This window comes from Actinoplanes sp. CA-051413, assembly GCF_050955795.1.
GTDB lineage: Bacteria > Actinomycetota > Actinomycetes > Mycobacteriales > Micromonosporaceae > Actinoplanes.
In genome coordinates this window covers 9,872,889-9,895,640 of the sequence record NZ_CP192100.1, presented here as the reverse complement: position 1 = coordinate 9,895,640, position 22,752 = coordinate 9,872,889, and the positions used below count along the sequence as shown (strand labels likewise).

The 22,752-nt window shown below is 69.0% G+C and carries 16 protein-coding genes and 1 pseudogene; 10 read left to right on the top strand and 7 right to left on the bottom strand.

What is annotated here, in order from left to right; all coding sequences use genetic code 11:
• Positions 1-610: 610 nt before the first annotated feature.
• The 9 genes and pseudogenes from rpmH to ACQP2Y_RS46625 form a co-directional block, all read left to right on the top strand.
• On the top strand, positions 611-748 hold the full coding sequence (gene rpmH, locus ACQP2Y_RS46665) for a 50S ribosomal protein L34 (protein WP_125812322.1): 138 nt from the start codon (positions 611-613) through the stop codon (positions 746-748).
• 34 nt (positions 749-782) lie between these two features.
• On the top strand, positions 783-1,139 hold the full coding sequence (gene rnpA / locus ACQP2Y_RS46660; protein WP_360814991.1) for a ribonuclease P protein component: 357 nt from the start codon (positions 783-785) through the stop codon (positions 1,137-1,139).
• On the top strand, positions 1,136-1,405 hold the full coding sequence (gene yidD, locus ACQP2Y_RS46655; protein ID WP_360546678.1) for a membrane protein insertion efficiency factor YidD: 270 nt from the start codon (positions 1,136-1,138) through the stop codon (positions 1,403-1,405). The genes rnpA and yidD overlap by 4 nt, the downstream gene beginning before the upstream one ends.
• A gap of 1 nt (position 1,406) precedes the next feature.
• A complete protein-coding gene (yidC, locus tag ACQP2Y_RS46650; RefSeq protein ID WP_433723368.1) occupies positions 1,407-2,450 on the top strand; it encodes a membrane protein insertase YidC in 1,044 nt (347 codons plus the stop codon).
• Positions 2,451-2,613: 163 nt separating this feature from the next.
• Positions 2,614-3,189: a protein jag gene (locus ACQP2Y_RS46645; RefSeq protein ID WP_360546674.1), complete on the top strand. Its 576-nt coding sequence runs from the start codon at positions 2,614-2,616 to the stop codon at positions 3,187-3,189.
• A gap of 6 nt (positions 3,190-3,195) precedes the next feature.
• Positions 3,196-4,023, top strand: coding sequence for a 16S rRNA (guanine(527)-N(7))-methyltransferase RsmG (rsmG, locus tag ACQP2Y_RS46640; protein ID WP_433723366.1), 828 nt, complete (start codon positions 3,196-3,198; stop codon positions 4,021-4,023).
• 900 nt (positions 4,024-4,923) lie between these two features.
• Complete coding sequence (locus tag ACQP2Y_RS46635) at positions 4,924-6,189, top strand: ParA family protein (RefSeq protein ID WP_433732400.1); 1,266 nt, start codon at positions 4,924-4,926, stop codon at positions 6,187-6,189.
• The gene (locus ACQP2Y_RS46630) at positions 6,186-7,259 is read left to right on the top strand and encodes a ParB/RepB/Spo0J family partition protein (protein ID WP_433723364.1); all 1,074 of its coding nucleotides are present in this window, start codon (positions 6,186-6,188) and stop codon (positions 7,257-7,259) included. Before ACQP2Y_RS46635 ends, ACQP2Y_RS46630 begins: the two co-directional genes overlap by 4 nt.
• A 4,080-nt stretch (positions 7,260-11,339) precedes the next feature.
• Positions 11,340-11,685 (top strand): annotated as a pseudogene (locus ACQP2Y_RS46625) (hypothetical protein); the annotation flags it as partial.
• A 3,407-nt stretch (positions 11,686-15,092) separates the two neighbouring features.
• On the opposite strand, the gene ACQP2Y_RS46620 reads toward ACQP2Y_RS46625, so the two are convergent.
• Together ACQP2Y_RS46620 and ACQP2Y_RS46615 are read right to left on the bottom strand one after the other, a co-directional pair.
• A complete protein-coding gene (locus ACQP2Y_RS46620) occupies positions 15,093-16,067 on the bottom strand; it encodes a D-alanine--D-alanine ligase family protein (protein ID WP_433723362.1) in 975 nt (324 codons plus the stop codon).
• Positions 16,064-17,365 carry a PLP-dependent aminotransferase family protein gene (locus ACQP2Y_RS46615; RefSeq protein WP_433723360.1) on the bottom strand — a complete coding sequence of 434 codons (1,302 nt, stop codon included), beginning with the start codon at positions 17,363-17,365 and terminating at the stop codon, positions 16,064-16,066. Before ACQP2Y_RS46615 ends, ACQP2Y_RS46620 begins: the two co-directional genes overlap by 4 nt.
• A 197-nt stretch (positions 17,366-17,562) precedes the next feature.
• Here ACQP2Y_RS46615 and ACQP2Y_RS46610 point away from each other — a divergent pair, with 197 nt between their 5' ends.
• On the top strand, positions 17,563-18,228 hold the full coding sequence (locus tag ACQP2Y_RS46610; RefSeq protein ID WP_360546662.1) for a GNAT family N-acetyltransferase: 666 nt from the start codon (positions 17,563-17,565) through the stop codon (positions 18,226-18,228).
• Positions 18,229-18,232: 4 nt separating this feature from the next.
• Here ACQP2Y_RS46610 and ACQP2Y_RS46605 read toward each other — a convergent pair whose 3' ends face one another.
• The 5 genes from ACQP2Y_RS46605 to sigM all read right to left on the bottom strand — a co-directional run bounded on the left by ACQP2Y_RS46605 (position 18,233) and on the right by sigM (position 22,744).
• Positions 18,233-19,384 (bottom strand): N-acetylmuramoyl-L-alanine amidase, encoded by a 1,152-nt coding sequence (locus ACQP2Y_RS46605; protein ID WP_433723358.1) that lies wholly within the window; start codon positions 19,382-19,384, stop codon positions 18,233-18,235.
• Between the two features lie 134 nt (positions 19,385-19,518).
• On the bottom strand, positions 19,519-19,842 hold the full coding sequence (gene trxA, locus ACQP2Y_RS46600; RefSeq protein ID WP_212987036.1) for a thioredoxin: 324 nt from the start codon (positions 19,840-19,842) through the stop codon (positions 19,519-19,521).
• A 16-nt stretch (positions 19,843-19,858) separates the two neighbouring features.
• Positions 19,859-20,818 carry a thioredoxin-disulfide reductase gene (gene trxB / locus ACQP2Y_RS46595; RefSeq protein ID WP_433723355.1) on the bottom strand — a complete coding sequence of 320 codons (960 nt, stop codon included), beginning with the start codon at positions 20,816-20,818 and terminating at the stop codon, positions 19,859-19,861.
• 145 nt (positions 20,819-20,963) lie between these two features.
• The gene (locus tag ACQP2Y_RS46590) at positions 20,964-21,941 is read right to left on the bottom strand and encodes a hypothetical protein (RefSeq protein WP_433723353.1); all 978 of its coding nucleotides are present in this window, start codon (positions 21,939-21,941) and stop codon (positions 20,964-20,966) included.
• Positions 21,938-22,744, bottom strand: a complete 807-nt coding sequence (sigM, locus tag ACQP2Y_RS46585) for an RNA polymerase sigma factor SigM (RefSeq protein WP_433723351.1) — start codon at positions 22,742-22,744, stop codon at positions 21,938-21,940. The genes ACQP2Y_RS46590 and sigM overlap by 4 nt, the downstream gene beginning before the upstream one ends.
• Positions 22,745-22,752: the final 8 nt, after the last annotated feature.

Below are 22,752 nucleotides of genomic sequence, written 5' to 3'. Positions count from 1 at the left end.
CGCCGCGCCACCCCCATCGCCACCGGTCTCCCGGTGGCCTTGTCCGGCTTCCGCCGCCCTTGCCAGTCGTCACCCGTACGGGCCACGGACCGGCTACCCCCAACCCAGCACATCCAACGTGCTGAACACGTACGGCGCCACCGGCTGTCCACAGGTTATCCACAACCTGTGCACTCGTCGGCGGTCGCTCCCCGGCCGGTTGGTCGGCGGACTCCCCCGGAGCCTGTGCTGGCGCGGGAAAACAGGCTCACCTGGCGAACGATTAACCGGCTCGTCCGGTTTTGGCCGACTCGACGCGTCAGCGCTGCAGACCAGCAAACGGGCACGCTAACAGCGCGGCGGCACCCGCATCAACCGCCGGTACCCACCCGGGGGCAGACCTGGCACGAAAAGATTCACTCCGTGCGCAGACGGACCAGCGTGCGTGACGAAGCCCCGTACCGGGAAGTGATCTGTCGGCGTGCCGACCCGACGATGGTTGACCACCCAGGGGGTGCTGCGTAGGGTCGGGCGGTTGCTCCGCCGCGCTCTGCTAAAGTGGCGTCTTGCAGCTTTGATGCCCCTGGACGCCTGCGTTCTCGTGGGTGCCCTACGAAGACGGAGTTTTGACGTGAGCAAGCGCACTTACCAGCCGAACAACCGCCGTCGTGCGAAGACCCACGGTTTCCGGCTGCGCATGCGTACCCGTGCCGGCCGCGCCATCCTCTCCACCCGCCGCGCCAAGGGCCGCGACAAGCTGTCGGCCTGAGCCGACGCTGGTCCGGCCGGATGTCCAGGTAGTCGTGCTGGCCGCGGCGCAACGACTGAGGCGCAGCACTGACTTCGCCGCAGCGGTTCGCGGTGGGCGCAGGGCCGGGCGCAGCACGGTGGTCGTCCACCTACTTATCGATGAGCCGGCGCAAGCCTCCACGGCGCGCGCCGGCTTTGTCGTGTCCAAGTCCGTGGGCAACGCGGTGACCCGTAACAAGGTCCGCCGGCGGCTGCGGCACCTGGTCCGGCCGCGCCTCGCGGACCTTCCGGACGGCACTCTGCTGGTGGTTCGCGCACTGCCCGCCTCGGCGTCGGCGTCCTTCGAGACGCTGGGCACCGACCTCGATGCCGCCCTGGCCGCGGCCCGGTCACCCCGGCGGCGGCGATGAGCACGCCACGCGGGCCGGTCGCCCGGGTGCTGACGTGGGGGATCGTCGCGTACCGTCGTTACTTGAGCCCGGCACTGCCGGCCCGCTGTCGGTTCTACCCCTCGTGCAGCGCGTACGCCCAGGAGGCAATCGCGGTGCACGGCGCTTCCCGAGGGACCGCCCTGGCGATCTGGCGGCTGTTGCGCTGCCACCCCTTCCACCCTGGCGGGTTCGATCCGGTGCCTGACCCGATCCGTCACCGTCCTGCTGATGTGACTGGAGCATGAATTGAGTCTCGACTGGATCTACATCGCGATCTCGTGGATCCTTCTTCGCTGGCATGACCTCTGGGACGCGATCGGCGTCTCCGACGGCAGGGTGCTGGGCACGAACTGGTCCTGGATCCTGTCGATCGTCTTCCTGGTCGTGACGCTGCGGGTGATCCTGTTCCCCGTCTTCGTCAAGCAGATCAAGTCCCAGCGCGCCATGCAGGCGTTGCAGCCCAAGGTCAAGCAGCTGCAGGAGAAGCACAAGGGCGACCGGGAGACGCTCCAGAAAGAAATGATGGAGCTGTACAAGGTCGAGAAGGCCAACCCGCTCATGGGCTGCCTCCCGATGTTCCTGCAGATCCCCGTCTTCCTGGGCCTGTTCCACGTGCTGCGCCGGCTCAACCCGGACAACGGCCAGCCCACCCTGTACGGCTGGACCGCCGAGCAGTTCCGTGAGGCCACCCACTCGGCGCTGTTCACCGCGCCGCTGCCGGCCCAGTTCGGCTCCTCCGCCGAGGACCTGACCCGGCTCGGTGCGACCAACGGCACCGTGGTCAAGATCATCGCTGCCGTCCTGGTCCTCATCATGATGGCGACGACGTACCTCACCAGCCGCCAGATGATCCTCAAGACCGGCTGGGCCGAGGACCCGCAGCAGAAGATGATCCAGCGCCTGATGCTGTACGGCATCCCGCTGTCGCTGCTCGTCTCCGGTTCGCTGTTCCCCATCGGCGTGGTCATCTACTGGGTCACGAACAACCTCTTCAGCCTCGCCCAGCAGCAGTGGGTGCTCCGCAAGTTCCCGCCGCCGCAGATGGCCAACGGCAAGACCGCCGCGTCGTCGACCCGTCCGGCCGGTGCGACCAGCGCCAAGTCCGGTGCCAAGGGCCCGCAGAACCCGGTGCAGACCGGCCGTACCGGTGGCCTGTTCGGCCGCAAGCCGGCCGCCCAGCCGGAGCCGACGAGCCCGGTCGTGGACACCAAGGCCCTCGCGCCGAAGCCCGGCGCCAAGCCGGTGAACCCCAAGAAGGGCGCGCGACCCGCGAACAAACCACAGGGATGACGCAGCTGCGGCCCGGGCCACGCCCCGGGCCGCGCGCGGCCCTGCCGGGGCGGCGACAAAGACCTCCCCGCGCCCGGCGCCGACCTGATCGTTCCCAGGCGGCACCGGCGCGGGAAACAGCGGACCGAGCAGGTCCGGCCCGAGTGAGTACGGAGATGAGACCGTGACCGACACCAGCACTCCCAGCGCAGAGCAGTCCACCGAGGAGACCGCTTCCGCCACTGCCGCGGAGTCCGCCGGTACCGAGGAGACCAAGAAGTCGGAGACCGTCACCTCGGACTCCGACCTGTTCCGGCAGAGCGAGATCGCCGCCGACTATGTAGAGGGCCTGCTCGACATCCTCGACTACGACGGTGACATCGACGAGCTCGTGTCGGCGGGCCGCCCGATGGTCGAGGTCGTCGGCGGCCGGCTGCAGCCGCTCGTGGGCCAGCGCGGCGCGACGCTCGAGGCGCTGCAGGAGCTGACCCGCCTGGCGATCTTCCGGGCCACCGGCTCGCCGAGCCGGCTGCTGCTGGACATCGGCGGCTACCGGGCGACCCGGCGCAAGGAACTGACGGCGGTCGCCCGCAACGCGGTCGAAAAGGTCAAAGAGCACGGCGATCCCGTACGCCTGGAGCCGATGTCGGCCTTCGAGCGCAAATGCGTGCACGACGTGGTCAACGCGATTCCCGGCGTGCAGAGCGAGTCGGAGGGCGTCGAGCCCAGCCGCCGCATCGTGGTCCGTCCGGCTGACTGAGCTGACATGACCGACCCACGCTCCGGCGCGGGTGACAACGGCCCGGGCGCTGTGGTGCCCGGGCCGTCGTCGTCTGCCCCCACCGCTGTCTCCCCTGTCGTTCCGCCGGCCTTCTCCGCTGCGGCCGAGCGCGCCTTCGGTGACCGGCTCCCCCTGGCTACCCGCTATGCCGAACTCCTGATCACCGACGGCGTCGTCCGGGGTCTGATCGGACCCCGCGAGGCCCCGCGGGTCTGGGAACGGCACCTGATCAACTGTGCCGTTATGTCCGAGATGATCCCGTTAGGTGCTTCAGTGACCGACGTCGGGTCTGGTGCCGGTTTGCCCGGTATCGTGCTGGCAGTGGCTAGGCCAGATCTCACGATCACACTGGTCGAGCCACTGGCACGACGAACCGCTTTCCTGTCCGAAGCGGTGACCGCACTCGGCCTCGACACGACCGTCACAGTCGTCCGGGGCCGCGCTGAGGACGTCGCCGGTGGGCCCCCCGCCGCCGCCGACATCGTCACCGCACGCGCGGTCGCGCCACTGGACCGGCTCGCCGGTTGGTGCCTGCCCCTCGCCGCCGTCGGCGGCCGGCTCCTGGCGCTCAAGGGCGCTTCGGCTGTGGAAGAGGTGGCAGAACACCACGAGGCGATCACCCGGCTCGGTGGTGGCGACCCGGTCGTCCGGCTCTGCGGAGCCGGACTGATCGATCCGCCGACCACGGTCGTCGAGATCGTGCGGGAGCGGGCCGTCGTGGCACCAAGGCCGAGGCCGTCCGGAAGGGCGGCCGACCCGGGCCGCTCCGCCGGTGGGCGCGGCTCCGGGAAAAGGAGATCGCGGAGGGGATAGATGGCCAGGCGGGGCGTGCGGAAACGAACGGGAAAGCTCCCACGACCCCAGCGAGGCCCGGATACGGGCCGGGCTGTAGCTGGTTCTTCCTCTACCGATGGTTCCGGTTCGACGGCCGGCATTGATGCGGGTGCTGGTTCGCCTGCGGGGGGTGTCGCCTCAGCGGGCTCTGTCCCTGGTCGTGGAGCGGCCCCGGGGGTTGGCGCCTCCGGCTTTGGCTCGGGGGCTGATACTCGCTCAACCGGCGGCTCGGCGGGCGTGGACGTTGCGTCCGATCGGCACGCCGGAGGAGAACGATGCTCTTCTGGCGGCCGCCGAGTTGCTCACCCGGCTTCGGTAGCGGGCGTTTCTGAGGCCCCCTCTCGTGTGGGCTCGGATGCAGGCAATTCCCTACCTAGCTACTCTTCGGCGGCTTCGAACTCTTCCGTTGATCCAGGCGCTGCTCCTTCATCCGGCGCTCGTACCTCTTCGGGCGGTGCCTCTTCGGGCGGTGTCCCTTCGGCGCCCGGTTCGGGGAGGGATTCGGAACCTGGTGGGAGCCCTCTGGATGAGCCCCACCCAGGACCGTCGGTGGACTATGTGCGCTCGCTTGGGGGACCACGCTCCGATGACGAACGCGGTGTAATAGAGGCGTCCGGACCGGACGAGAACGGTGCGGGGCCCGCCGGCGACAAGGTGAAGATGCGGTTGGTGCCCGGATTCATGGTCTTCGAGGCGTCCGATGGGCTGTTGGGATCAACTCATCAGGCGGACAACCGTGGCGACGCTCGCCCGGCGGCCGTAGGCTGGCCGCGCGTCGATAGTGTGGACCGGACGGTGGGAGCGCGAGACGCCCCGCCGCTTCCTGCCGGACCGCACGCTCGCGGTGCCGACCCAATCCAAGCAGGCAGGGACAAAACGGTGCATGAGTATGGCAGGGGCCCGGACGGTGCCCCAGGCTGGGACCGTGTTTCACGTGAAACCGATCCACACGCCGGCTCGGATCGAAGCGGAAGCTTGAGTGTGAGCTTCGACAGTGGGGAGCAAGGCGTGCCGCAACCACGTGCAGGGAACGGCGGGCAGGTGTACGGCACCCCGGTGACGGAGCCTGAGGTCAGCGCGTCGGAGCCTCGACGCCCTGCTCCGGCGCCACGGTCGGGGCCTTCGTCTGCGCCTGTTTCGGGCTCTGCGACCGTACCGTCGTCGGCTCCTGTCTCTGCGGCCCCGGCCGCACCGGCGGCCGTGGCGACGCAGCCGTCCGCGGACGGCGCGGCGGCAGACGAGCATGTTTCACGTGAAACGCCGGACCGGGATGAGGACGATCCGCCCCTCGCCATGGAAGCGTTGCGAGCTGTGCAGATCCTCAACCCGAGCGGCGAGATCCACATGCCGCGCCCCGACCATCCGCGGGTGCTCTGCGTCGCGAACCAGAAGGGTGGCGTCGGCAAGACGACCACGACGGTGAACCTCGCGGTCGCGCTGGCGCTGCACGGCAACCGCGTGCTGGTGGTCGACCTCGACCCCCAGGGCAACGCCTCCACCGGACTGAACGTCCCGCACCACGCCGGCGTGCCCGACGTCTACGACTGTCTGATCGACAACGTGCCGCTCGCAGAGGTGGCGCAGTCGGTCGAGGGCATCCCGAATCTGTACTGCGTCCCGGCCACGATCGACCTGGCCGGCGCCGAGATCGAACTCGTGTCCGTGGTGGCTCGCGAGTCGCGGCTGCAGCGTGCGATCGCCGGGCACCCGGAGAAGTTCGACTACGTCTTCATCGACTGCCCGCCGTCGCTCGGCCTGCTGACGGTCAACGCGCTCTGCGCGGCGCAGGAAGTGCTCATCCCGATCCAGTGCGAGTACTACGCGCTGGAGGGCCTGAACCAGCTCATCAACAACATCAACCTGGTGCGCCAGCACCTCAATCCGACGCTCGACGTCTCCACCATCCTGCTGACGATGTACGACCGCCGTACCCGCCTGGCGGACGCGGTCGAGCAGGACGTGCGGAACCACTTCGGCTCGAAGGTGCTCGAGGCCGTGATTCCGCGCAACGTCCGCGTGTCGGAGGCTCCGAGCTACGGCCAGTCCGTGATGACCTACGATCCGGGTTCGCGGGGCGCCACGAGCTACTTCGAGGCAGCTCTGGAAATCGCGATGCGCGGGGTCAACACGGGAGGCGCGGCATGAAGAACCGTCCACGGGGCGGCCTGGGGCGTGGCCTCGGCGCATTGATTCCCACCGCTCCCCCGGCGGCCGGTGGCACGACGACGACCGAGGAGCCGCCGCCTCCTCCCCCGGCTGCTGTCCCGGCTCCGCCTCCGACCTCGGCCCCGGCTTCGGCGCCGCCGGTTGCTGAGGCGACTGCGCCGCCGCAGTTCACCGCGCCGGCATCGCCTGCGCCGGTCGCTGAGGACAACAGTGGTCTCGCTCCGGTGCCCGGCGCCCGCTTCGCGGAGCTGCCGGTCACTGCGATCGAGCCGAACGCGAAGCAGCCGCGGCACGTCTTCGATGAGGAAGCGCTCGAGGAGCTGAAGACCTCCATCCAGGAGGTCGGCTTCCTGCAGCCGATCGTGGTACGGGACGTCGGCGGCGGCCGGTATGAGCTCGTCATGGGTGAGCGGCGCTGGCGTGCCGCCCAGGCCGTCGGCAAGGAGACGATCCCCGCGATCATCCGCGACACTCGCGATGATGCGATGCTGCGGGATGCTCTGCTGGAGAACATCCACCGGGCGAACCTGAACCCGCTCGAAGAGGCGGCTGCGTACCAACAGCTGCTCGAGGAGTTCGGCGCTACGCACGAGGAGCTTGCCCGGCGCATCGGTCGGAGCCGGCCGCAGATATCGAACACCATAAGGCTGTTGAACCTGCCGGCGCCGGTGCAGCGACGGGTCGCGGCTGGGGTGCTGTCCGCGGGACATGCACGGGCGTTGCTCGGACTCGAGGACTCGGACGCGCAGGAGCAGTTGGCGCTCCGGATCGTGGCGGAGGGGCTTTCGGTTCGCGCGACCGAGGAGCTGGTGTCGTTGGCGATCGCGGACGGGCCGGCGAAGAAGTCGGCACCGACGCGGCGAGCGAAGGTGCACGCGCCGGCGCTGAACGATCTGGCTGACCGGCTGTCGGACCGGTTCGACACTCGGGTGAAGGTCGACATCGGCCGGAACAAGGGCAAGATCACGATCGAGTTCGCGACGGTTGACGACCTGGAGCGGATCGTGGGGATGATCGGCGTGGAGGAAGAGGGCGCCGAGTCTGACTGATCGTTAGCCGCCACGGCTGGGTGGCGGTGATGGGTTGTGGAATGCAAGGCACGTGATTTTGGCGGATCACGTGCCTTCTTCATGTCCTGGGTTATGTGGATCTGGTCCGTCACTTTTGGTGACCTTGGGGCCGTCTTTGAGGGTCGAATTGGTTCTGTCAGAGCCATTCTCCTGAGGTTTCTGGCGAGGGTGGATCTTCGAGATGGGCGAAATCTGACGCCCAATTCGCCCTGTTTTGGGGCTCCGGCCGGGAGACCGGGCTTCATCCCGGCCGGATCATGATTTCGCCTCATGTTTGGAAGGCTGGAGTTGGCCTCAAGCTCCACGCGGCTTGTTCACGCCGGCTCCCTTTACAGCTGTGCCCCTCAGAAGCTCACGCGATGCGAGTGCCCCCTTGGTTAGACCAAGGCCATTTTGCCAAGCCCGCGTGTTCGAAGAATCGCTGTCGCCCGGGCCTGTACAAGGTCGGCGATACAGCGTCGTGCCCGCGCTTGCTTCAGAGGGTTCATCCGCATCGCTGATCAGGAGGGTGCTGTCGGGTGCGGCCCACTCGCTTCGAGGCGTAGCGATGGTTGACCATGCATGGTCGACGCACGCCCCTCTGTTTGCGGGCCTCGGGTTCTACAAGCCTGCAGCTGGCGTTGTCGCTCTGTGGTGAACCTGGTTGAGCCTCGTGGCCTGATTCCAGCGTTCCGGCGATCGAGCAAGACGGTGAGCTGGCGGCCCGACTTCGGTGACGGCGCGACGGCTCCGGTCCATTGCATCCCTCTCCACGACCTCTCGATCTGCCCTGACGGGGCAGTGACCCACGACGTGCCCTTGCGGATTGTCGGAGCCGTGGTGAGACACAGCTTCTGCCCGCAACGGTGTGCTCCTAAGGTGCTTGAGTGGGCGCCTCAGAGGATGGCCGAAAATCAGGAACTTGCCGATAGACACCGCGAGGTAGCACAACCTGAGCGGGCTTGTCAGCTCTGGTCGTCAGTGCTGTGAGGAATGGAGCCTACGTCTCGCGGTCTCCAACGGGGGTCTGCTGGATGACGGAGCATCTCGCTATGCCTGGGTGCCGCGCATCGTCTGGACGGCGCCGGCCGTGAATCGAGTTCAAGCGGAAGGAGCCGACGTGCTGCCGCGATTCAGTTCTGGTACCCGCAATCCCTCCTGGCGCGGTTGGGATCTCCGAGGCCCTTAGGTGAGATGAAACGAGTACCGAAGGCGGTGCCGTTGGCCGAAGACCGCAAGGGCCCTTCCTGGTCGATCCACAGAGCCCCACTCCGTTGGTGTTTGCTGCAGGTGTCTCGCCGATGCTCGACTGGCTTGATCCCAGGCTAGTTTCACGTGAAACGGCGGAGGCGCTTCGAGCGCACTGAAGCTTGGCGACCAGACGCCGGCGACCTCGCAGGCCGGCGGCATACGCTCCAAGTGCATCTGATGGTCGGCCAAACAGTCCTGACCAGATCAGAGTGAGCTCGCATTGACCTCGCGGATTAAGCCAGCGGGCGAGCTGTTGAATGACACGCCGGATCCACGAGAGCCGCCGGGAGGTACGTGCCTGACCATCCGGCATCATTGCGGCCGGCAAAGACTGGTTGTCTGCTGGTCGGGGGCGGCATCGTGAAGCTGTGGCATTTCCGAGACGGCTGGGCGGTATTGGTCGGCGCGGTGACGTCGGCTCGGACTCCGTGGAGGAGCCTCGTCCGCGGCTCCTGGTGGTTAGCGGTACTAGGAGGGGAGGCCTTGGTGCCTCAGTTGATGGACGTCTTGCCGTCTGGTGACGGCCCGGCTTGCCTCTGCTCGTGTCACGGACAGACGTGCGAGCACTTGGGCTGTGAGGGCCTCGGTGCCACGTTTCCCGTGAAACCGTGTGTCGGGCCTTCGCCTCTCGGGCCACCGTTGCCAGGTGTTCTAGGCGAGCTGAGCCAAGCGTCGGCATGGTGCTGGGCTGGCTCCTGACGTTGGTTCAACAGGGGCGGTGGTGACGCCGCGGTCGCCACTTGGGGGGATCTCCACGATGGCGGCTCCGGATTGCGGCGCTCGTTAGAGGAGTGCGTCTTGGGCAAGTCTCTAGGTCGCGCGTGAGCCCTGTATCGCGGTTCTAACTTCAGCGGCCGAACTACTGGCCGTCGTGACAATGGAGCCGGGTCGCCGTTTTAGGGGCTCGGCGGTCAGCCGTGCTTTTCTCCGTGGGACACGCCGCCGCCTGTTTCACGTGAAACAGGGCCGGTGTCACAATCCCCGGAGCCCGGAGCCCGGAGCCCGGAGCCCGGAGCCCGGAGCCCGGAGCCCGGAGCCGTTTCACGTGAAACGGCGGGGCCTTCCGCACAACTGCTATGACCTTCGGGCGGGTACTACGCCGGCCCATGACGCAGCAACACCCATACCGAAGTGAACGGCCGCCAACAATCCCTCGCAGCGGCAAAGCAAGGCTGGGGCCATCCGTAGTGCATCGGCAGGCTGACTCAGCCCGAAGAACGGGGGCAGCCCCAGGGCGGGCCAGGGCAAGATGGGCTCGCCACGCGCTGGGCGGCGGGTCGGAAGCGCACCGAATACGATCCGACCATCCACTTGCCCTTGGCGTCCAGACGACGTTTCACGTGAAACGGGATAGCGGAGGTCTTCCTTAAGGCCGCGAAGTCTTGAGCCGAGGCCGCTGCGATGCCGACAGCGGAGCCCTGGCCGCTCACGCCCTGGCCGCCCGAACCCTCGCCGGCGCGACGCTCGTGGTGCCGCGACGCTGTTCCTCGCAAGTCGCTGGCACTACCGATCAAGCTCGCCGTCCGTGGCCCCGATGGGCCGACGCTAGCCATCTCGCCACGGATCTGCCTCGCATCCCCAGGCGCTTCGCCCTGACGCAGACACCCCCGGCCCCAGATGGTGGGCGGCACAGAGCGTGGAATCTCGAGACGTGTTCTTGCCCAAGACCTATCCTCGACGGCTACGCCAGCGCCAAACCTTGGCGAGACTCTGCCGGCCAGAACCATGCCAATCAAGCGAAGTCCCAAGCGCCGGTGACGGTAGGGCTTTCGCAGGTGCCGCACTCGCCGGTCACCTCGCACCTCCACCGCGCCGAAATCAGCAGCCCCGCACTCGCTTTCCGGTCTTGAGTGGGACGGCGCAGACATGGCGCGGCGGGCGATGTCGCCGCCAACGGCCAGCATGCCAAGGAGCCATACCGCAGAAGCTGCCACGCTTGCGGGAATCGAGCCGCTGACGAAGCCAACCATCTCGCCGACGCTCCCAGCTCCAACAGACTTCGGGCGAGTGCATCTCGGTCCACGCCAACCGACACAAGATCCTGACCCACGCAAACGTCGCCTCACCGAACTCGAGCAGACGCCCACCACCGCGAAGCGGACCGGCAAGGGGTCGGCCCAGAGCCCGACTCAACCACACTCAGTCGGACCATCCGACCCGATCCGTTTCACGTGAAACCGGCTTCTAGCGCTCCAGGGCCACGCCAACGAGGCAGTCCAAGCTGACGCCCAACCAAGCCCCACCAAGCACCAAGCCACCGCCAGAAACCGCCCACCTCGATCGGCGCCCAGCAGTATCCACAACCTGTGCGCAGAGACTGTTGACGACCCTCCCCGTGGCCGTTTCACGTGAAACAACTCCGATGGATGACACCTTCTCCACCGCTGTATCCACAGGGGGTGAACGCGTTCTACGTCGTGTTTCACGTGAAACCGGCCCGCCTGTGGATAACTTCTGTGGATAACTTCCGGCGTAGCGCGGAGCCCACCGAAGGTGATCGGCGTCGACGTTCTGACGACTGTCTGAACGGGTGAGGGAGCATCGGCGGGTCCGCCGGAAATTGACCCGGGACAGTGCCCGGTGAGCTGGGCTAGGGTCACCCTCGTGCCCCAGAACCCCCCGCCACTTCCCGACTTCACACGCTGGCCTTCCTTCCCGTTCGAAGGCGACATGCGGGTCAAGACCCTTGCCGAGCCGGTCGATGTCGAGCCCCCACGAAGTGGCGAGGACGCCGAGGACTGCGTCGCTTGCAACACCCCCGACGACGCGTACATCTGGGTTAGTGAACGATGGCGCGTCCGCGGCATGGACCGGCCCACCGGCCTGCCCATGGTCTTGATCCTCGAGTGCCGCTCGCACCTCGACATCGGCGACCTGCCGAACCTCCTGGCCGCGGAACTCGGCGTGATGACGGTCCGCCTCGAACGAGCGATCCGCTCCCTCGACGGCGTCGCCCGCGTCCACGTGAACCGCTGGGGCGACGGCTCGGCGCACCTGCACATGTGGTTCCTGGCCCGGCCCTACGGCCGGCTCCAGCTACGCGGCACGTTCTTGTCGCTCTGGGACGACATCCTGCCGGTCATCCCGGAGGAGCAGTGGCTCGAAAACCTGGCGCTCGTCGCGGAGTGGCTCGCCGGCTTCGGCGGCCGCGCCATCGCCGAACCTGCCCACATCCACTGGCTGTCGCCGTCCACGTTCGGCAACGAACCAACAATCACACCGGACACGCCCCCGGCCCCCGACACCTGGCAGCCGCCCATCCACACGGACTCCCCGTCCGCCGGTTTCACGTGGAACAACGCAACCCCCGAAACCCAAAAGCCCGCATCCGAAGATCCAGCGCCCACAACGTCCAACTCCGCCACCCAGGAACCCGACGGAGCAACGCCCACTCACTCGACGCCGGCCCCCACCGAACCTGCCTCCAGAAACTCGACGTCCGAAGGCACCGCGTCCGAGCCAGCCAGCCGCAGCGACCTAACCGCGGTCAACGCCGAAACCCGAGACCTCTCCTCCTACGCGATCCGCCCGGCCACCACGCCGACTCCAGCCGACGAAACAAGCGCCAACTCGTCAGCCAACGCCTCCGCCAACGGCGCCACCCCCGCGGCCGACAACGCCGCCGCACCTCCCGCACCCCAGCAGCCCGGCGAAGCGCCGACCCCACAAACCCCAAGCGCAAGCTCACCGGCATCCGCCGACCCCGCCGATGCCCCATCCACCGACGCATCCGGTACGGGCACAGCGCCCACAACCGCAAGCACCCCCGCCCCGCCGACAACGAGCAACCCCACCCTCGACCCCCACAACGCCGACGACGGGGCCGGCCAAGCAACGCAGTCCGAACCAAGCACAGCCCCCACAATCCCGTCCCAGTACGACGCGAAGACCGCCGAAGCCCCGGAGCACCCCGACCGCCGCCCGGCAACTCCGCAGTCAGCAACCGCCACAGACAACCCCGCCACGACGCAGGCCGCCCCGTCCCACTGACCCAGCCACGACGTCTGCCCGCAAACGGTCAGCTGCCGTCATCACCGCGTCATTGGTTTGCCAGTTGCGTCGTGGCCGCCGTAGTCCAGCAACGACGTGACAAAAGTCGAACGCCGCGACAAGCCGTTGGTTGCCCAGGACGTCGCTGTAGATCGCCAAGGCCGCAGAGCGGAACAAGCACACACGGGCGGCGGCCCGGACTGCTCGGTAGGCCAAACGCTGACCGGCCTGACGGACGCAGCGATGGAAGCGTCCATCCACACAAGGCGACCTACCCGACGACAGGCACCACAGTTGGAGCCGCCGACGCGGCTGTGACCGCAGGAGCGGTTGCGCTTTCCGACTGCGGGTCCCAGCCAGTCGGAGCTCAGGTCTCCGCCCCGGGGGATCGCTCCCCCACAGTCTTGGGCAGTGTGCAACCCACCCACGCCAGCTTCCTAGCGCACCACGGTCAGCGTGTAGGCCAGCCCAATGTCACTCGTCCTGCCCTCGGTCGTGGCTCTTGGCCTCTGACCAATGGACCCCGCCCCGCCCCTGGCGTGGGACCCGAGGTTGCCTTGGTCCAAATCCCGCTGCTGCCAGGCGACGGCCGCGTCTCAACCTTGGCCCTCATGCCGGCCTCCCTTGGCATCAAGGCATGCCTCCCACCACCGTCCGTGGCCGTCATCCCGGCTTGTGATCCGGTTGACGCGCCGTCCCGACCGGTGTCCCCGGCCCCGGTCTCGACCCGATCCTCGGCGCCGCACCAGCCGGTCCTCGCAACGGCCGCGGTCCCAACCCGGACGACAGCCCAAGCCGGCGCAGCGCCGGGCTTGTTCCCCGGCTCCAGTCGCCGAAGCCTCGTTCCCGGCTCGGCACCAGCCCTCATTCGCGCTCGGTCAGAAGTCCGGGCCAACTCCTGCCGCAGCCCGGCTTTGGACCCCGACGTGATCGAATACAGCCGCGGCGCTCCAGCTCGGCCCACCCCCACCCCTGGCCCCTCAATCAGTTGCTCGACCGCGTCCCGCAGCCGCGACTGGGTGGCTTGCCGCGGCTCCGGCCCTACCGATTGCGGCCTGAGCCTGGTCCCAGCCTGACCCGGCCCCTGGCCTCGAGCCGGCCGAGGCCACGACTACATCCACTGGCGCCTCGAGCTGCCCCAGCCCGGTCCCGGGCTAACCCTGAAACGCGGCATACACGCACTCTGGCTTCGGCCCGCCCCGGCCGCCACCCCGCACCGCCTCAACCCGATGTCGGTTCGACTTCTCGGCGCCCGGCCCGCAGCCCCCGGCTTCCGGGCTCCGGGCTCCGGGCCGGGGGGCTCTCGGCTCCAGGCTCCCGGCCCTACTCCAGGGCTCCGGCTTCCGAGCTCCGGCTTCCGAGCTCCGGCTTCAGAGTCCGGCTTCCGGGCTGCGGGCTGCGGGCTCCCGGCTCCCGGCCCCACTTCAGAGCTCCGGCTTCGGAGCTCCGGCTTCCGAGCTCGGGGCTGCGGGCTGTGGGCTTCAGAGTCCGGCTTCCGAGCTCCGGGTCGCGGGCTGCAGGCTCCCGGTGCCGGGCTCCCGGCCCTTGGCCCCCGACCTCCGACCCGACCTGCCGTCGGCCCCACATTCAGCCGCGACCCCGACGCCGGCCGCATTCAGGCGACCCCGACGCCGACCCTGCGGCAGCCGCGGCCACCGACCCAGCCCTCGGCTGCGGACCCCCGCGCTCGACCTATGGTCCGTGGCTTGCGATCTGCCGACGCCGACGCCGACGCCGACGCCGACGCCGACCTCGGCCCGACTGCCGGACTCGGCCCTCGGTGGTGGCCCGGGGTTGAACCTCGAACCCTTGGCTCGCGGCCCGCTCCGACCCGGTCCTTGAATGGGCCTACCGCCGATCTAGTCCTCGGCCGAGGACCCGTACCTCGATCCGGGCGGCCACCCGGTCCTCCATCCGGTGGCCCCCGAACCTCGATCCTGACCACCGCGGGACCGGCCCCTGGCTCGCCCGGGTCCACGTGCGCTGCTTCGGCCCTGATGTCGGCCCCGACTCAAGCACTCCCTCAGCCCGCGCCCCGGCCAAATCTGCATCTGCCCGAATTCATTGGCTGCGGCCCCTGCTTCAGCCATGGCCCGGTACCGCATGGGATGAAGATCCTGTCCCCGACCCGTAGTCAACGCAGGACTTCCGCCCCGGCCCACCGCACCGGCTAACCACCGCCAGTTGGCCCCTCGTCGCAACCTCGGATAGCGCCATGGCCACGACCCCGTCCGGACCACCCACTGCCCAGTACCGACGCAATCCCCAGCCCCGCACCCGGCGGATGGCACCAGCTCCCGCATCGACCGTCGATCCACGAGGCAGAGGTAGACACCGGGCCAGCAACCCAGAAAGGCCGCCCGAGAGGCCCACGTGACCTAAACGATGGGCACGGCAGCCGGACGGCGAAAGCCAGACACGTCAGCACACGAGACAACCGAACGACGATCTACTCGTCGACGCTGCATGAAAGACAAGTCCAGCTGATGCTCGACCGACCAGAGCGATCCAACACGACGGCCGTAACAAGCCAAGAAATCAGGGTGGCCATCCCGACACGCGCGGGACGACCACCCTAAGAAGAACAACAGATCAAGCAGCCCCCCGAGCCACCGCCCGCCCAACCAGAGCCGCCAGCATCTTCCCAAAGTCCAACCCCTCAGCCTGCACAGCCAAAGGCAGCAAAGACGTCTCAGTCATCCCCGGCGACACGTTCACCCCGAGCACATGCGGCCGCCCCTCGGAGTCCACGATCAGATCCACCCGAGAAAGATCCCGCAACCCCAAAGCCTCATGCGCCGCCAACGCCGTCTCAGCAACCGCCCCGGCCACAGCAGCAGACAACCGCGCAGGTGCATGCCAAGTAGTCAACCCAGCCGTATACCGAGCCGCGTAGTCATACACCCCGTTCCGCGGAACGATCTCCACAGCCGGCAGAGCCTGCGGCCCAGACCCCAGATCAACCACCGACACCGCCACGTCCGTACCTGGAACGAACCGTTCCACCAGAGCCGTCGAGTCGTACGCGAAGCACCCCACCATCGCCGCCGGCAGTGCAGCAGCCTCCCGCACCACCGCCGCCCCCAGGCCCGACCCGCCCTGCGCCGGCTTGACCATCAACGGCAACCCGAGCCGCTCAGCGATCCGGTCCAGCACCGCCACCGCACCGAGCTCCGAGAACCGATCGTGCGGCAACGCCACCCAGTCCGGCGTAGGGATCCCCGCCTCGCGCAGCATCGACTTGGCGGTCGGCTTGTCCCAGGCGAGCCGGGCCGCGCGCGCGTCGCAACCCACGTACGGGATGCCGCACAGATCCAGCACCCCGCGCAGCGACCCGTCCTCCCCCGTCGCCCCGTGCAGAGCGATCACCACCGCATCCGGCGGGTTCTCGCGCAGCGTCGGCAGCAGTGACACATCCGCGTCACGCATCTCAGCCGACAGGCCGGCCGCGCGCAGGGCGTCCAGCACCCGGCGGCCCGAGCGCAGTGACACGTCCCGTTCGTAGGACAGGCCGCCGGCCAGGACCAGGACGTGCGTTTCTGATGGCGTACCCATGGTGTTGATCATGCCAAGTCCGGGCCGGGAGTGTCCGCGCCGGCGTGGCCACGACGGCGCGACGGGGTTGTCGGGCCGAAGACCGCGCGCATCGCCAGCTCCTGTTCCATCACGCCGGCCAGCCGGCGCACGCCTTCGCGGATGCGTTCCGGGGGCGGGAACGAGAAGTTGAGCCGCAGGTTGGTGCCGCCGGTGCCGTCGGCGTAGAAGCCCGTGCCGGGCACGTAGGCGACGCGGGCCGCGATCGCCCGCGGCATCATCGCCTTCGAGTCGAGGCCTTCCGGCAGGGTCGCCCAGACGAACAGGCCGCCCTCCGGCCGGGTCCAGGTCGTGCCGGCCGGCATCAGGTCACGCAGTGCGTCGAGCAGTGCGTCGCGGCGCTCCCGGTAGATCTCGCGGTACGTCTTGATCTGCTCGCGCCACGGCATGGTCGACAGATACTGCGTCACGGCGCCCTGTGCGAACGCGCTCGGGCACAGGATGTTCGCCTCGCTGGCCATCACCAGCTTTTCCCGTACGGCATGAGGGGCGAGCACCCAGCCCACCCGCAGCCCGGGCGCGAACGTCTTGGAGAACGTGCTGACGTAGATGATGCCCTCGCGCCGGCGGGCCCGCAGGGGCCGCGGCGCCTCGCCGGCAAAACTGAGCATCCCGTACGGGTCGTCCTCGACCACCAGCATCCCGTGCCGTTCGCAGATGTCGAGGATCTCGTCGCGGCGGGCGTCGGTGAGCGTGACACCGGCCGGGTTCTGGTACGTCGGGATCGTGTAGAGGAACTTCGCCCGCCCGCCGGCCTCGACGATGGCCTGTTCGAGCGCGGCGGGCACCAGACCTTCGGCGTCCATGGCCACGTGCCGTACCTGTGCCTGGGCAGCCTGGAACACGCCGAGTGCGCCGACGTAGGTCGGCCCCTCGGCGAGCACCATGTCACCCGGGTCCAGGAACAGCCGTGCCACCAGATCGAGGCCCTGCTGGCCGCCGACGGTCACGACCACGTCGTCCGGGGACGCCCCGACGGACGCGTCGATGCCGGACAGGCTCATGACCTCACAGATGCGTTCGCGTAGCTCGATCGTGCCCTGGCCGATGCCGTACTGCAGGCTCGTCGTGCCGAGCTCACTCGCGAGCCGGCCCATCATCTCCCCCACCGCGTCCAGTGGCAGCGCCGCGATGTACGGCGACCCACCGGCCAGCGAGACCACCTCGGGCCGGCTCGCCACGGCGAACAGGGCGCGGATCTCGGAGGTCGTCATCCCGCGGACCCGCCGCGCGTACCGATCTGTGTAGTCGTCCTGGGTCGTGCCGGTCATGCGGCTCACCTCGATAAATCGCTGGTCACATCGGCGTCCATGCTAAAGGTCCGACGCATGGGGCCGCCTGCGGTTAACGACCGTTACGCTCCCGTTCACGGCCATTGCGGCGTAGTATCCGTGCGGGGGCGCGGACGAGCACGTGAACAGGACCGTGCTTCGAGTCCGGAAAATTGTCGATTCTCAAGGGGTCCCGCATGTCGCGACGCCTGGTCAACCTGACTCTCGACACGCTCGAGGATCTGCCCCGGCCCTGCCGCCAGTGCGTCTACTGGGAGCTCGACCCGGTCTCCGCGGAGCGTGCCTGCGCCTCCGGGGATCCGGGCCTCGAGAAGGAGGCCTGGGTGTCGCAGACCCTCCTCGAATGGGGGAGCTGCGGAAAACTGGCATACGTCGACGGGATGCCCGCCGGCTTCGTCATGTACGCCCCGCCGGCGTACGTGCCGCGGTCCATGGCCTTCCCCACCTCGCCGGTCTCGGCGGACGCCGCACTGCTGATGACCGCGCACGTAGTGGCGGCGTTCGCGGGCGGTGGCCTCGGCCGGATGCTCGTTCAGGGGGTCGCGCGTGACCTCACCAAGCGCGGGGTGAAGGCGATCGAGGCTTTCGGTGACGCGAAGTTCGGTGAGGCGGGCGACGGCGAGGAGGGCTGCGTCGCCCCGGTCGACTTCTTCCTGTCGGTCGGCTTCAAGACCGTCCGCCCGCACCCCCGTTATCCGCGGCTGCGGCTGGAGCTGCGGACGGCCCTGTCGTGGAAGTCCGACGTCGAGTACGCGCTGGAGAAGCTCCTCGGCTCGATGAGCCCCGAGACGCTGCTGCGGCCGGTGCGTCCCGCGGCCGCCACCCGCTCGACCCCGAACTGACCGCTCAGGCGTTGCGGGACGCCAACGCCAGCCGCAGCTGCCGCACGTCGATCGAGCCCGTCGGCACGTCGGCCTCGACGGGGAAGTACATGCGCTGGACCGCGGCCAGGATCGCCTCGACGACCTGCTCGCGGAAGGCCGGGTCGACCAGCCGTTCCCGGTCGGTCGGCGAGGTCAGGTAGCCCAGGTCCACCCGGACGGCCGGCATCCGGGTCAGCCGGAGCAGCTCCCAGGTCTTGGCGTGGATCCGGCAGTCGCGCATGCCGGTGCGCACGACGATCTCGCGCTGCACCAGGTTGGCCAGCCGCTCCCCCACCGTCGAGGTGAGGCCGTTGCCGGTGCCGTAGTGGTACGTCGCCACGCCGTCCGCGACCGGGCTCTCCTGGCCGTCCAGGTGCAGCGAGATGAACAGGTCGGCGCCGAGGCTGTTGGCCAGGGCCGCCCGCTCCTGGCCGGTCATCGGCTGCACCGGGGACGGGCCGCGGGTCAGGTGCACGCGCATGCCGGCGGCGAGCAGCCGGCCCTCGAGCCGGTTGGCGAGGTCGAAGACCAGGTCGGCCTCAGTCCACCGCAGCTGCCCGTCCGGCACGACCACGCCCAGGTCCTCAGCGCCGCCGTGGCCCGGGTCGATCACGATGGTCTTGCCGACCAGGCTGGAACCGGACTGGCGGAACGCCTCGGCCTCGCGCAGCCACTGCGGGCGGCCACCGACGACCTTGCGGCCGAGCCGGCGCAGCGCCTTCATGGTCTGCGGGCCGCACGAGCCGTCCGGGGTCAGCCCGACCTCACGCTGGAACTGGGCCACGGCGCGGGCGGTGCGCGGGCCGTAGATGGCGTCGGCGCGGCCGCTGTCGAAGCCCATCTCCAGGAGCCGCTCCTGCAGCGCCCGGACGTCCTCGCCGACCAGCGACGTCGGCACGGAGTGGTAGAGGGTGCGGGCGCCGAGCTTCCAGCGGGCACCGTCGAGCGCCTGCCAGGTCTCGGGGCCGACCAGCCCGTCGACGCCGATGCCGCGGCTCTGCTGGAAGGCCCGTACGGCGTTCTCGGTGGCCTCGTCGAAGGTGTCGGCGACCGCCGGCAGCAACTCCAGGCCTACCAGGATCGACTGGATCTCCTCGACGGCCGGTCCGGTGTCTCCACGTCGGATCGAACGCACGCGCGGCTCCCTAACGACTGGGGGGAAGAGCAGAGGGCAACTTACGGAGCGTACTCCTGGGCACGGGCCCGCGATGAGTCACGGCAACGGGCAACGCCCCGCATCCGGCTGGATGCGGGGCGTCGTGAGATGGCTCAGAGAGCCGACTCGATGAAGTTGACCAGGGCGCCTTTGGGCTTGGCGCCGGCGACGGAGTTGACCGCCTCGCCGCCCTTGAACATGGTCAGCGTCGGGACGGACATCACCCGGTAGGCGCGGGCGGTCTCCGGGTTCTCGTCGATGTTGACCTTGACGATCTGGACCCGGTCGCCCATCTCGTTGGCGATCTCGGCGAGCAGCGGGTCGACCTTCTTGCACGGTGCGCACCACTCCGCCCAGAAGTCGACCAGCACCGGCTTGTCGGACTGCAGCACGTCGGTCACGAACGTGGCGTCGGTGACGGCCTTGGTTGCTCCCACGGAAAACCCTCCTGAATTACAGCTCTACGAACGAGGCGATGAAGCGTTCCGCGTCGAGCGCGGCGGCGCAACCGGTGCCGGAGGCCGTGATGGCCTGGCGGTAGGTGTGGTCGACGAGGTCGCCGGCGGCGAACACGCCTGGGATGTTGGTGCGGGTGCTCGGGTGGTCGACCTTGATGTAGCCCTCGTCGTCCATCTCGATCTGACCCTTGAACAGCTCGCTGCGCGGGTCGTGGCCGATCGCGACGAACACGCCGGTCACGTCGAGCACCTTGGTCTCGCCGGTCTGCAGGTTGCGCAGCCGGGCGCCGGCCACCTTGCCGTCGTCACCGAGGATCTCCTCGACGACGGTGTTCCACTCGACCTTGATCTTCGGGTTGTTCCGGGCGCGCAGCGCCATCACCTTGCTGGCGCGGAACGAGTCACGGCGGTGCACGATCGTCACGGTCTCGGCGAAGCGGGTGAGGAAGGTCGCCTCCTCCATCGCGGAGTCACCGCCGCCGACCACGATGATGTGCTGGTTGCGGAAGAAGAAGCCGTCACAGGTCGCACAGGACGAGACACCGTGGCCGAGCAGCTCCTGCTCACCGGGCACACCCAGTGGACGCCACGCGGAACCGGTCGACAGGATCACGGCGCGGGCGAAGTATTCCTTCTCGCCCACCCAGACCGTCTTGAGGCCCTCGGTGCCCGGCTCGGTCGGCTTGTCACCCAGCTCGACGCGGGTCACGTCATCGGTGATGAACTCGGCGCCGAACTTCTCGGCCTGCTTACGCATGTTGTCCATCAGCTCGGGACCCATGATCCCGTCCGGGTGACCCGGGAAGTTCTCCACCTCGGTGGTCGTCATCAGCGCGCCACCGGACTGCACACCCTCGATGACCAGGGGCTTGAGGTTCGCCCGGGCCGCGTAGAGCGCCGCGGTGTAACCGGACGGACCCGAGCCGATGATGATCAGGTTTCGGACCTCGTCCACTGCCGACTCCTCAGTCTGGTTTCGCCGGGCACACCGGCGACATCGCATGCTGGAACGTCATCGTATGAGGGCGCATTCCCGCGCGTCACGGCATGTGCCGGAGGGCATAGGTAACCCACCTCACGCCGGGCGGGACGACGTCCGTTCAGCCTACCTTCACCGAACCGCGGGTGTCCGCGCCGACTCCGCGCGTGCCGCAGGCCGGACCCACTGCCCACACCCACGACTCACCGTCGGCGACGAACTGCACGATCACGGCCGGACGGTTGTCGAACCGGGCGTAGTCGATGGTCTGCGGGGTGATCGGACCGACGCCGTGCTGGGCCGCGATGGCCTCGATGCACGCGCGCAGCGCCTCCTGCGCCTTGAGCCGCGCGAGGGCCGGATCGGTCCCGGCCACGACCTCGGCCGACGCCCCGACGTCCGGCAACGCCTTGCGGGCGTCTGTGCTGGAGTCCCGCGCCGGCGGCTGGTCGAGCATCGTCGTCATGCCGGCCGAAGGCAGGGTGTCGCGGCGATAGTCGGTGCCCGATTCCAGGATCTGGGGTGCGGCACCCGGCGCGCCGAGCTCCTGGCCCGAATTCGCCCGCGGCGCTTCCGCGGCGGAACCGGCGGCCGAGGTGTCGGCGCTGTCCGCGCCGGACAACTGCTGGAAACCGAAGCCCAGAAACGCGAGCACCCCGGCGGCGATCCCGACCGGCGCGGCCCAACGCAGCCGCCGCGCCCGCCTACCCCGAGACCCCGAAGGTACGGCGACCAGATGCCGATCAGGCGCAGCACCATCGGTGCCCGGCTCCATAGCGGCCGGACCGGCCGTGACACCAGAAGAAAAGTCAGCGATCGAAGTGACTGAGCCGCTCTCGTCGGCAGCCGCCGCGGTCAACGCGGAGTCGATCCGGGCGAAAACCTCCGCGGGCATCGGCTCGGCGACCGAACCCAGCGCCCGCAGCTGACCTGTCACGGCGGCGACCCCGCCGGAGAGCTGAGCATGGGCGTCGCGCCAGGCCGGATTCTCAGCGATCAGATTGGTGACGAGGACCTCGTCGGGGGTGCCGTCCAGCGCGCCACCGACATAGTCGGCGAGCAGGTCGATATCGACCTCGCTGAACTCTGCCCCGGTCACTGCTGGTCCCCTCTGTCGGCGACAGACCCGTCACGCGCGGAAAGGTGCGGCGCTGTCGCAGCCGACCCGGATGGGACGCGCGCGGCACCCCCGCGGTTCCCGGCGTGATCGCCGTCTCCCCCGCCCACTCCCGCCAGCCCGGCCGCTCCCGCCGGTCCGGTCGCGGCCGGCCCTGTGGCCGCTGGTCCGGGACCTGGGGTGTCCGAGCCCGTGCGCAAGTGGCCGAGGGCCAGGGCCATGCGCGCGCGCCCGCGGGCGCACCGGCTCTTGATCGTGCCTTCGGCGACCCCGAGGATCTCGGCCGCCTCGATCACCGGATAGCCCTGCACGTCGACCAGCACCAGGGCGGCCCGCTGCTCGACCGGCAAAGCCGCCAGCGCCGCCCGTACCACCAGCGCGGTGTCGTGGTCCTGCACCGGGGCGGCAGGCTCGGGACCGCCGGGCCCGTCGTCCGAGCGGGTGCCGTCCGGCAGCGGGACCGTCGGGTGGGCCTGGCGGCGGCGGATGCGGTCCAGGCAGGCGTTCACCACGATCCGGTGCAGCCACGTGGTCACCGCAGACTCGCCGCGGAACTTGGCGGCGCCGCGGTGGGCGGACAGCAGCGCGTCCTGGACCGCGTCGGCGGCTTCCTCGCGGTCGCCGATCGTGCGCAGCGCCACGGCCCAGAGGCGGTCGCGGTGCCGGCGGATGAGGTCGTTGAACGCCTGCGGATCCCCGTCGACGTGGGCGCGCAGCAACTCCGCGTCCGTCCGCCCGGGGTTGTCCGGGGCGGACGGGCCGCTCTGCGCGTCGCCGGAAGTCACGCCCAGCA